Below are 11,716 nucleotides of genomic sequence, written 5' to 3' on the forward strand. Positions count from 1 at the left end.
CTATTATCAATACTTAAAACTAGTCTTTCCAAAGATCCATAGCATTTTGAAAATCTGCAGAAACTTGAACATTTTGAGGATTAGTCGCTTCTCTCTCCTGACGCTTAGCCTCTACCTGGACTACACTCTTAATGCCTTCATGACGCCAGTTTCTTAGGATAGCTTGGATGTACTTCCAATTTGGTTTTCCATTCAAAACGGCCTCACGTAGGGCCTCTTTGATCAGGTTCGCACTGGTTCCGTCTTCTTTCAAACTCTTTTCCAAATCTTCGATCTCAAAAGGACTTAGGAGACGACCTAGCTCTTTTTGGAAGGTTTCCACCAAGTCTTTCAAATCATTTTTAGCGGGTAGCGCTTGGCTAGGCTCTTGCTGTTCAAAAAGTTGGTCTAAGCGCTCTAAAGCTAAAGTCGCATCAAAAATCACTTCTATCTCACCATTGAGTTCAATGGTTCGGTATTGAAGTAAGCCTTTTTCTGTCAAGCGCGAAATAGCTTGATTGACTTCAAAGACTTGCTTGCCAATTTTCTCAGCAATCTGGCTTGGGGACAACTCCCCTAAAGCTGTTGTATTTTGTAGGTAAAAGAATTGCCAAACTAAGAAATCATCGCTTGATGAAAACAGTTGATTGTAGTTTAAGAGCAGAGCACTTGGTAATACCAAGTTCCCTGATTTGAAAGCATCTAAATATGTCATAATTCCTCTTATAAATATCCAAAATGAGAGACATCTTCTTCTGCACTCTTCCACTCAAAAGGGGTTTCTTGGTAAACTGCATAATTTACCCAGTTACTGAAAAAGAGAGCTGCTGAGGAACTCCAACGCATACAAGGAAGTTCATGGATGTCATCATTTTTGAAATAATTTTCTGGTATATGGGGATCTAAACCAGCATCTAGATCTCTAAAATATTCTTTCGCTAGAGTATCACGATCATACTCTAAATGCCCAAAGCTATAAACTTCTCTTAAATCTCGGCTTGCAAGGATAGAGATTCCCACCTCTTTTCCAGATGCTAAAATCTCTAGATTGGTTTTATTTACAATGTCTTCTTTGAGAATTTCTGTGTGACGAGAATGGGGAGACACATACAAATCATCAAAACCTCTCAGCAAAAGATGACCTTCTTTTAAAACATCCTGAGGATAAATTCCCGAAAGCTTTTGAGCCATCTGGTGTTTATCTACGCCGTAACGATAGTAGAGGCCAGCCTGTGCTCCCCAGCAAATATGCAGGGTTGAAAAGACATGTGTCTTTGACCAATCGATGACCTGAGTAAATTCCTCCCAATAGTCCACTTCTTTAAAAGGAAGATGCTCAACCGGCGCTCCCGTGATAATCAAGCCATCAAAATACTGGTCTTGAACTTCCGAGAAGGTCTTATAAAAAGTCTCCATATGCTCAGAACGAGTTGTTTTCGACTGATGACTTTCCATATATAAGAAATCAATATCTAACTGCAAAGGAGTATTAGCTAAATGTCGTAAAAGCTGAGTCTCTGTAACCATCTTCTGTGGCATCAAGTTTAAAATCAGAATTTTCAGTGGTCGAATATCCTGATGAGCCGCCCGCTGGTCATCCATGACGAAAATATTTTCCGTTCGTAAAATCTCAACTGCTGGTAATTTTTTATCAATTCGAATCGGCATGGAAATCTCCTTACTGTATCAATTCTAGGCTCAAACGAAAATACAGTCGTCAAATGAAAAATCAGCTGACGAAAGTCCTTCCCTTTATTATACTGTAAGAAGATATAGTTTTCAATTATAGTTTTTCTCTAACTAGATATAGCCTTTTTTTATATCAGATGAAGAGAAAACAGCCCTAGGGACTGTTTTTCATTAATAATGCATAAGCACTTTATAATCGTAATCTCCGATAGCTTCGCGACCTTTAAGCTCATCAAGCTCAATCAAGAAGGCACAACCAGCTACGATACCACCAAGTTTTTCAATCATTTCGATAGTCGCTTTAACAGTACCACCTGTTGCCAAAAGGTCATCTACGATGAGAACACGTTGACCTGGTTTGATAGCATCTGCGTGCATAGTCAAAGTATCAACACCATATTCTTTTTCGTAGTCAGCTGAAATGACTTCGCGTGGCAATTTTCCTGGTTTACGCACAGGTGCAAAACCAATTCCCAACTCAAAAGCAACTGGACATCCAACGATAAATCCACGCGCTTCTGGTCCTACGATCATATCGATCTTTTTGTCAGTAGCATATTGAACAATTTCACGAACAGCATAGCTGTAGGCATTTCCGTTGGCCATCAAAGGGCTGATGTCACGGAATGTAATTCCTTCTTGTGGATAATTTTCAATACTTGCAATGTAATCTTTTAAGTTCATAGCATTTCTTTCTTTTTAAATTTTTACTCCCTATTATACCATAATTCCTAGAAAAGAGAAATAGAAAGAAACCCTGGAAACTGAGTCCAAGGCTTCTAATCAAATCTTTAACTATTGCTCGCTTAATAAAATCATTTCTTCTTTTTGCTTTTAGATTTTTGATTGCGTTGACAATTTTGTTGGATTCGCCACTCTCGCTCAAAGTAGGACATGGCTTCAAAGACTCTTCGCGGTAAACCGACATCCAGTAAGTAGATTGGAATTTTTAAAACGTTAGAATGTTTAGCAGCCGTAAATCTACTTCGTAGACGATTCCATAGAGATTTTGTTTTTACAAGGTCTTTGTCAAAAAAATAAATTTCAATCTGATAAAAATCCCTCGAACTTCTACCACCTTTAATTCTCATAAGAGAAAATGTTTCTACTTGTCCCCAAGAATAAAACTGACTTTCTTTTTTTGGATGAGGCTTATAGGAAAATCCTTGAGGCGTACATTTCAAATACTCTTTATCTGAAAAAAGAATTTGAAAACGTTCATACAAAATCCATCCAACAATGATGATTAAGAAGCCAACAAAGAGTATTAATACCACAAATCCCATTGGTGCTTCTTTGGGGTATGTCATCATAAAAGAGAGTATCCAAAGCAGAAAAGCTAACTCAACTAAGCAGAGAGTAATATTCCAGATGATTTTCTTGCTGCTCCATTTTATGATTTTTTCTTCCATTAAGCTAACTCACTTAAATATTCATAGCGTTCATATTTTTCAAGCAAGGCTTCATTCTTCTCATCTAACTCTTTTTGAAGAGTAGCTAGCTTGCCAAAGTCAGAGCCATTGGCCTGCATTTCTTCTTCAATCTCAGAAATACGGTTCTCCAAGTTTTCGATATCGCCTTCAATACTTGCCCACTCTTGCTTTTCTTGGTAGGTCATGCGTTTCTTTTCTTCACGGACTTTGACGACTTTTTCCTTCTCAGCCTTTTGAACTTGACTTGTCGCTTCTTCTTCGAAGGCCTTTTCATCCAGATAATCGGTATAGTGGCCAAAGAAGGGACGTATCGTGCCATTTTCAAAGGCAAGGATCTTAGTCGCCACCTTATCAAGAAAATAGCGATCGTGACTAACTGTCAAGACTGGACCTGCAAAACCTTGTAAGAAATTTTCTAGAACAGTTAAGGTCGCAATATCTAAATCATTTGTAGGCTCGTCCAAAAGTAGCACATTGGGTTTTTCCAATAGCAACTTGAGGAGGTAAAGTCGTTTTTTCTCACCACCCGACAACTTCTCAATCAAGGTGCCGTGAGTTGAGCGCGGGAAAAGGAACTGTTCTAATAACTCCGCGATAGAGGTCGTAGAGCCACCACTGGTCTTAACCTCTTCTGCCACTTCCTGCAAATAATTAATAACCCGCTTGCTTTCATCCAATCCTTCGATTTGCTGAGAGAAATAGGCGATGCGAACTGTTTCACCGATAATAACCTCTCCTTCAGTCGGTTTCAAACTTCCTGCAATAAGGTTAAGAAGGGTTGACTTCCCAACACCATTGTCCCCGACGATTCCGATACGGTCTTTGGCTTGCACCAAGAGACTAAAATCCTGTAAAATTGGTTTATCATCATAGGCAAAGGAAACATCCTTAAATTCGATGACTTTTTTCCCGATACGGCTGGTTTCAAAATTCATGCTCAAGTCTGTCTCAGCTGTAGTTCCTGAGACTTCTTTTTTCAAGTCATGGAATCGATTAATCCGTGCTTGTTGCTTGGTTGCACGAGCCTGTGGTTGTCGTCTCATCCAGGCCAATTCTTGCTTATAGAGTTGTTCCTTTTTGTGAAGAAGAGCTGCATCGCGCTCATCCTGTTCAGCCTTGAGGCGAACATAGTCTTGGTAATTTCCTTGATATTCGGTCAAACCAGCACGGTCCAACTCAAAAATTCGCGTCGAGAGCGCATCTAGGAAGTACCGGTCGTGGGTGATAAAGAGAACCGTTTTCTTGGAATTTTTCAAAAAGAGGGTCAGCCACTCAATAGTCGCAATATCCAGATGGTTGGTCGGCTCATCCAAAAGCAAAAGGTCGTGATTGCCAAGTAAGACTTGCGCCAACTGGACCCGTCTTCTCAGACCACCTGACAATTCCCCAACAGGAGTAGATAAGTCCTGAATCCCCAGCTTGCTAAGAACCGTCTTGACCTGACTCTCAATTTCCCAAGCTTGGAGAGAGTCCATTTCTGCCATGACCCGTTCCAAACGTGCCTGCTTGTCCTCACTATAGTTGAGCATGATCAATTCATACTCACGAATAAGCTGGATTTCCTTGAGATCGCTGGATAGGACTGTATCCAAGACAGTCTTGCTATCATCAAAATCTGGGTCCTGGGTCAGATAACCAATCTTGTAGTCGTTTTTTGCCGAAAAAGGGCTTACGTCACCATCAAAACCAGAAACCCCTGAAAGCACATCTAAAAGAGTCGTTTTCCCAGTTCCGTTGACACCAATGAGACCGATGCGATCCAAGTCATGGATAATAAAGGAAATATCCTTAAAGACAGTCTTGTCTCCTACGGATTTACTTAGTTTTTCAACAATAAAATCACTCATTTTTTCTCCCTCAGATAAGCATGGATGGCTTGACGGTCATTTTCCAAATCTCCATCTACAATAGCATACTCAATCTCTGCTAAAATTTCTCCCATTTCTGGTCCTGGTTGATAGCCATATTCTTTGATCAAAATCCCACCATTGATTTGAATTTCTTTCTTATCATGGATGGTTAAGCTATGGTAAGTCTCTTCGATAGCCTGTGGATTAACTTCTTTTCCTTGAGCCTGACGAAGATTTTCAGCCTGTAAAAGCAAATCTAGATCAAAACGGTAACAGTCACGTTTATTTAATTCACCTTCTTCACGCAGAGCTAAAATGAGCAACAAATCTTGAACCTGCTTAGCGAATTGACGCGAAGTCTTCCAATCTTTCAAAAATTGTTGCGCATCCTTCACCTCTAAAGCCCACAATAGAGCAGCCCAGGCTTGTTCAGAAGATTCAAAGGTAAAATCAGCATCTAAGTCAAATAGAAATTGGAGGTTCTCCTGACTACCAGCCATATCTGGAAGATAATCATAAGCTTTACTTGCAATCATAGAAGACAGACCTACTCGCCAATGAGGAGCTAGTAGAAGTTTATCAAATTCAACAAAAGTACGTTCCACAGAAATTTTCTCTAAGAGTGGTGTTAAGGTCTTCATCGCTTCAAAGGTTTCTTGCTCGAGTTCAAAACCAAGACTGGCTTGAAAACGAAATCCGCGCATAATGCGTAGGGCATCTTCGTTGAAACGCTCACTAGCTACACCAACTGCTCGTAAAACTTGATTTTCTAGATCTCTCAAACCATCAAACAAATCAATGATTTCCCCTGTCTCATCTAAAGCAAAGGCATTAACTGTGAAATCACGTCGTTTGAGGTCCTCTTCTAGCGAACGAACAAAAGAAACTGAACTTGGTCTACGGTAGTCTACATAGACATCTTCTGTTCGAAAAGTAGTTACTTCGTATTCTTCATCTCCGTCTAAAACCAAAACGGTTCCATGCTCAATGCCAATGTCAGCTGTCCGTGGAAAAATCTGCTTGGTCTCTTCTGGATAAGATGACGTCGCAATATCCACATCATGGATGGGACGATTAAGTAGGGCATCCCTAACAGAGCCTCCAACAAAATAGGCTTCAAAGCCATCTTCTTTAATTTTTTCTAATACTGGTAAAGCCTTCTGAAATTCAGAAGGCATTTGTGTTAATCTCATAATAAGTGTTCTAATCCATAGACAAGCTCATGACGCTTGACAACTTCTTTGATTCCCAAATTCACCCCTGTCATGAAGGAGCTACGATCATAGGAGTCATGACGTAGGGTCAATCCTTCTCCCTGATTTCCAAATATAACTTCCTGATGAGCTACCAAACCTGGTAAACGGACTGAGTGGATTCGCATACCATCAAAATTAGCTCCACGTGCACCTGCAATGAGTTCTTCCTCATCGCTAGCACCTTGTTGGATAGACTCACGAACCTCTGCCATCAACTCAGCTGTTTTGATAGCTGTTCCACTAGGGGCATCTTTTTTCTTGTCATGGTGAAGCTCAATAATCTCTACATTTGGGAAGTATTTTGCAGCTTGTGCCGCAAATTGCATGAGTAAGACAGCACCCAAGGCAAAGTTAGGAGCAATTAAGCCACCCAAGTCTTTGGAACGAGAAAATTCTTTTAGTTCTTCAATCTCTTGACTAGTGAAACCTGTTGTTCCAACGACAGGTGCAAAGCCATTTTCAAGCGCAAAACGGGTATTCTCATAGGCAACAGCTGGTGTTGTAAAGTCCACCCATACATCTGCTTCAAAGCCTTCTAAGGCAGCCTTATCATTAAATACAGGAATTCCCTGCCATTCTGTTGCAGTTTCGAAAGGATCCAATACTGCTACCAGTTCAAGTTCAGGATCAGACAAAACCATCTGACAAGCAGATTGTCCCATTCTCCCCTTAAAACCAGCAATAATTACTCGAATACTCATCTCAATCTCTACTCCTGTTTAAGATACAAAGGACCTTAGCTGCCCATGAAAAATAGGGAATGGCGCTGACTTTACACGAAAGGCAAGACAGGCATCTTTTTTCAAGAGGTAGGTAGTCCGTGTTCAATTTCTAAGATACAAAGCCTGAAAGAACACAAAGTGAAAATAGGAGTTCTGATCAAGGAGTGTCTACTCCTTAAAAGAACTATCTTTTTCACACAGAGTTCCAGGCGTGTTCAATTCTAAGATCCAAAGGACCTTAGCTGTCCATGAAAAATAGTCTAGATTATGGGTGTATAGCCCAGAGCAATACTTCCTTCTCCCAGGTGAGTCCCAATAACACTACCGAAGGTTGCAATTGAAACATCTGTAGCCACTCCACCATCTATCAAAAGCTGGCGCAAATCTGCTGCTTTTTGAGGAGCATTCCCGTGAATGACAGTAATCTGGTAATTCCCATTAGCGGTTGCTTCTTTAACAATTTCAACTAAACGTTTTGTAGCCTTTTTCTCTGTACGAACCTTTTCATATACTTCTATCACACCTTGGTCATTGAAATATAGGATTGGCTTGATACTAAGGAGATTCCCCAAAATGGCTGCACCATTAGAGAGTCGTCCCCCCTTAACTAGATGGTCAAGATCATCCACCATGATAAAGGCAGAAGTATTTTCAATCTGTTCTGCTAACTTATCTAAGATAGACTCAAAGCTATCTCCCTGCTCAGCCCATCTAAAGACACTCTCAACCATATAGCCTAGAGGAGCGCTTGTAATACGGGTATCAGGAAAGGCAATGGTTAACCCTTCATATTCATCCTTCATATACTGGATATTTTGGTGAAATCCTGAAATTCCAGAAGATAGGAAAAGCCCCAAAGCATGTGTATAGCCTTTATCTTTCAATGATGATAAAATTTCATCCAACTTGGCAATACTTGGTTGGCTCGTTTTTGGCAATTCGCTTGCTGAAGACATTTTTTCATAAAATTCTTGAGCGGTTAGATTTACACCTTCAACATACTCCTGTCCATCGATATTCACAGGAATGTCTAGCACAAATAAATCTTCTTTCCGCAAGGTTTCCGCTTGTAGAAAAGCAGATGAGTCTGTTATGACCGCTAATTTCATTTCTTAAAACTCCAAATTAATTCCCGGTAAATCAAGGGCAATTTCTGTTACTTCATAAGTCAAACGATTAAGCATATCCAAACATGGACGAGCTAGTGTCTCAACCTCTTCTTGGCTGAAATCACTTGGTTGGTCGATAATACGACCTTCAACATGATTGACTTGAGAAATCGTTCCACTAATGACAAATCTATCAAAGACAATCATAAAGCTCAAAACAACTACTAAAGAGGTCACTTGATTTTCTTGATCATGCTGAAGCAACTGGAAGTTTACATCAACCTTAGTTTCAGGTGCTCCATTTTCATTTTCCCATTCAAAGTTACGCGCATCGAAGTGATACTGACTAACAAATTCTTGTTCACGTTTTAAATTCATTTTCATCTCCATTGGTACAATATATTTGCCATTGTACCATATTTTTTTATTTTCTGCTAGATTTACTAAATACCAATCTCAGTTTTAACAACTTCAGCAATAGTGTCTACATAGTAGTCTACTTCCTCAGTGGTTGGGGCTTCAGCCATGACACGCAAGAGTGGCTCCGTTCCACTTGGGCGAACGAGGATGCGTCCGTTACCTGCCATCTCTTCTTCCATCTTATCAATAATAGCCTTGATAGCTGGAACTTCCATAGCTTTTTCTTTCATGGCATTTTCCACACGGATATTGACCAATTTTTGTGGGTAAATGGTCACTTCTGAGGCCAATTGAGACAAACTCTTACCTGTTTCTTGCATGATCTTCGTCAATTGAACTGCTGAAAGCTGACCATCACCTGTTGTATTGTAGTCCATCAAGATAACGTGACCTGACTGCTCACCACCGAGATTGTAGCCAGATTTTCTCATTTCTTCAACGACATAGCGGTCTCCAACAGCAGTAACTGCTTTATTGATTCCTTCACGATCCAAGGCCTTATGGAAACCAAGGTTGGACATAACTGTTGTCACAATCGTATTTTGAGCCAACTGACCTTTTTCAGAAAGGTATTTACCAATAATGTACATAATCTTGTCACCATCGACAATTTCGCCATTTTCATCAACTGCAATCAAACGGTCGCTATCACCATCAAAGGCTAAACCAATGGCAGATTGACTTTCTTTTACAAGTTCTTGCAAAGCTTCTGGATGAGTTGAACCAACGTTCAAGTTGATGTTCAAACCATCTGGAGTTTCTCCAATGACTGTTAATTGAGCACCTAGGTCTGCAAAAATTTGACGAGCACTTGTTGCAGCTGCTCCGTTAGCAGTGTCCAAGGCAACCTTCATCCCTTCAAGAGGAGTTCCAGTTGAAACGAGGTAGGCTTCATATTTACGCAAACCTTCTGGGTAGTCTACAACCGTACCTAAGCCCTCTGCACTTGGACGTGGAAGAGTATCTTCACTTGCATCAAGCAAGGCTTCGATTTCTGCTTCTTTGTCATCGTCTAATTTAAAGCCGTCACCACCAAAGAATTTAATTCCGTTATCAAGGGCTGGGTTATGACTTGCTGAAATCATAACACCTGCGCTTGCACCTTCAGTTTTAACAAGATAAGCTACTGCTGGTGTTGCAAGAACACCTAGTTTATAAACGTGAATTCCGACTGAAAGGAGACCAGCAATCAAAGCCGCTTCTAGCATTTGACCTGAGATACGAGTGTCACGTCCTACAAAAACTTTTGGTGCTTCAGTCGTATGTTGACTGAGAACATAACCTCCAAAACGTCCCAATTTAAAAGCTAATTCTGGCGTAAGTTCTACGTTTGCTTCTCCACGGACTCCATCCGTTCCAAAATATTTACCCATTTTTTTATCCTTTTCTATTGTTTTATTAATCTTTTTTTGAAGAGTCTGGCTTGGTTTCAGAACCAGTTGAAGACGAACTGCCCGAAGATGAGCTTGTCGTTGATGAACTAGAACTACTTGCTGATCGAACTTGTTTCGTTGTTATCTTCATGGTTGTTTCATACGGTGTAATCACCGTTGGTAAAACTGTTCCATTCTTATCAATAGCTTGTAGAGGAACTGAACCCGTATAATTTCCTGTAATTTTTTCACTAGTTGGTAAAACAGCCACAATCTTATCAATCTTGGATAAGGTATCAGCATCACTAGTAACCGAAACGCGTTCATCTGAAACAGTCACACTATCGATGAGAATCCGTTCATCAACCTTACCAGAGTCAATCTGTGGAGTGACTGGTAAATTATCCCGTGTTGCTTTCTTCCCAATTTTAACGGTGATTTTCTGCGGTGTTGCTAGGGCTGTTAAACCGCTCGGAAGATTTTCAATGGTCAAGGGAACTTCAACGGTTCCTTCTGTCGCCTGTGTTAAATCTGCAGTAACCTTAAATTTACGAGTGCTTTCTTGCATCTCACTAGCCAAGGTTACTCGATTGGATCCAGTTAAAAATACTGTTACTTCTGAACTAAAACCGCTAATAAAATACTGCTCACTATCGTACTGAATATCAATTGGTACATTTACGACCGTATTGGTATAGGTTTCTGTTCGAGCCGGTCTTGCATTATTATTATTTTGATAATTAATAGAGGTAGCGTAAATAAATAAAACGCAAGCAAAGAGGAGTGAGGAGATGATATATAAACTATTTTTTTTCATTCTTCCAGCCTCCTAATATACGCTCTGTTAAGCTTGGCTCTTGTGAATTTTCCGGAATCAGTATACGACGTAGCTCTTCCTCAAATTCTTCCATCGTTAAATCATGCTTAAAGACACCATTATAGGTAATGGAAATACCTCCAGTTTCCTCTGATACCACAAAAGTGAGAGCATCAGAAACCTCAGATAAACCAATGGCTGCACGGTGTCGCGTTCCAAACTCCTTAGAAATACCAGTGTCTTCAGTAAGTGGAAGATAAGCAGATGTTACAGCTATTCGATCACCTTTTATAATGACTGCACCATCATGTAAAGGTGTGTTTGGAATGAAGATATTGATTAAGAGTTCTGCAGAAATCTTAGCATCTAAAGGAATCCCCGTGGAAATATATTCCTGCAAGGTTCTGACACGCTGAACTGATACAAGTGCTCCAATTTTTCGCGGGCTCATATATTCAACTGCTTTAACAAAGGCCTGAATCATCTGTTCTTCTGAACTGATGGGTGTACTCGAAAAGAATTCTGTTGCACGCCCCAATCGTTCCAAGCCTGTCCGAATCTCTGGAGAAAAGATAACAACTGCTGCAATAACCCCATAAGTAATCAATTGATTGATCAACCAGGAAATGGTTGTCAAACCTAGAGTGTTGGCGATAATCTGAGCTAGAATAAAGACCAAAACCCCACGAACTAAAATCATAATTTTAGTTCCTGCAATTGATTTTGTAAATTGGTATAAGATATAGGCAACGATAAGAATATCAATCACATTTATCAGAATACTCCAAGGACTGGAAAATAAACTAGACCAGTATTGAAGATTAGATAATTGCTGAAAATTCATTCTGGGCCTCCTCTCCATAAAAAAGCTACTCTTCATTATATCATTTTATATGAAAATTTTCTTCCCCCTACTTCATTTTAAATTGGTAGAAAATATGATGGAAACTTCTCAAAGTAACTTCCACTTATCTGACCAAAGTGGAAATTAGTCTAAAACGGATTTTTATGGTGGAATTAAGTGTGAGACGTTTGTGGTAGAAATGAGGCCTACTATGACCAAACATA

12 protein-coding genes are annotated in these 11,716 nt (G+C 40.0%); all 12 read right to left on the bottom strand.

Going from position 1 to position 11,716, the window contains the following annotated elements:
* Positions 1 to 19: 19 nt before the first annotated feature.
* The 12 genes from QM406_RS07965 to cdaA all read right to left on the bottom strand — a co-directional run bounded on the left by QM406_RS07965 (position 20) and on the right by cdaA (position 11,492).
* A complete protein-coding gene (locus QM406_RS07965) occupies positions 20 to 694 on the bottom strand; it encodes a DnaD domain-containing protein (RefSeq protein WP_075232104.1) in 675 nt (224 codons plus the stop codon).
* 8 nt (positions 695 to 702) lie between these two features.
* Positions 703 to 1,647, bottom strand: coding sequence for a homoserine O-acetyltransferase MetA (gene metA, locus QM406_RS07970; RefSeq protein WP_075232105.1), 945 nt, complete (start codon positions 1,645 to 1,647; stop codon positions 703 to 705).
* Positions 1,648 to 1,839: 192 nt separating this feature from the next.
* Positions 1,840 to 2,352: an adenine phosphoribosyltransferase gene (locus QM406_RS07975; protein WP_006145170.1), complete on the bottom strand. Its 513-nt coding sequence runs from the start codon at positions 2,350 to 2,352 to the stop codon at positions 1,840 to 1,842.
* Positions 2,353 to 2,483: 131 nt separating this feature from the next.
* The gene (locus QM406_RS07980) at positions 2,484 to 3,080 is read right to left on the bottom strand and encodes a hypothetical protein (RefSeq protein ID WP_414273905.1); all 597 of its coding nucleotides are present in this window, start codon (positions 3,078 to 3,080) and stop codon (positions 2,484 to 2,486) included.
* Positions 3,080 to 4,948, bottom strand: a complete 1,869-nt coding sequence (locus QM406_RS07985) for an ABC-F family ATP-binding cassette domain-containing protein (protein ID WP_414273906.1) — start codon at positions 4,946 to 4,948, stop codon at positions 3,080 to 3,082. Before QM406_RS07985 ends, QM406_RS07980 begins: the two co-directional genes overlap by 1 nt.
* Positions 4,945 to 6,144 (bottom strand): CCA tRNA nucleotidyltransferase, encoded by a 1,200-nt coding sequence (locus QM406_RS07990; protein ID WP_075232108.1) that lies wholly within the window; start codon positions 6,142 to 6,144, stop codon positions 4,945 to 4,947. Before QM406_RS07990 ends, QM406_RS07985 begins: the two co-directional genes overlap by 4 nt.
* Positions 6,141 to 6,908, bottom strand: coding sequence for a 4-hydroxy-tetrahydrodipicolinate reductase (dapB, locus tag QM406_RS07995; RefSeq protein WP_414273907.1), 768 nt, complete (start codon positions 6,906 to 6,908; stop codon positions 6,141 to 6,143). Before dapB ends, QM406_RS07990 begins: the two co-directional genes overlap by 4 nt.
* 281 nt (positions 6,909 to 7,189) lie before the next feature.
* Positions 7,190 to 8,038, bottom strand: coding sequence for a DegV family protein (locus QM406_RS08000; RefSeq protein ID WP_414273908.1), 849 nt, complete (start codon positions 8,036 to 8,038; stop codon positions 7,190 to 7,192).
* 3 nt (positions 8,039 to 8,041) lie between these two features.
* Positions 8,042 to 8,416, bottom strand: a complete 375-nt coding sequence (locus QM406_RS08005) for a DUF1149 family protein (RefSeq protein WP_001050093.1) — start codon at positions 8,414 to 8,416, stop codon at positions 8,042 to 8,044.
* 65 nt (positions 8,417 to 8,481) lie between these two features.
* Entirely contained in the window at positions 8,482 to 9,831 is a 1,350-nt protein-coding gene (gene glmM / locus QM406_RS08010; RefSeq protein ID WP_414273909.1) for a phosphoglucosamine mutase, read from the bottom strand.
* 25 nt (positions 9,832 to 9,856) lie between these two features.
* Positions 9,857 to 10,648, bottom strand: a complete 792-nt coding sequence (locus QM406_RS08015) for a YbbR-like domain-containing protein (protein WP_414273910.1) — start codon at positions 10,646 to 10,648, stop codon at positions 9,857 to 9,859.
* A complete protein-coding gene (cdaA, locus tag QM406_RS08020) occupies positions 10,635 to 11,492 on the bottom strand; it encodes a diadenylate cyclase CdaA (protein ID WP_414273911.1) in 858 nt (285 codons plus the stop codon). Before cdaA ends, QM406_RS08015 begins: the two co-directional genes overlap by 14 nt.
* Positions 11,493 to 11,716 lie beyond the last annotated feature (224 nt).

The sequence above is a fragment of the Streptococcus infantis genome (genome assembly GCF_047465035.1).
GTDB classification, from domain to species: Bacteria; Bacillota; Bacilli; order Lactobacillales; family Streptococcaceae; genus Streptococcus; species Streptococcus infantis_T.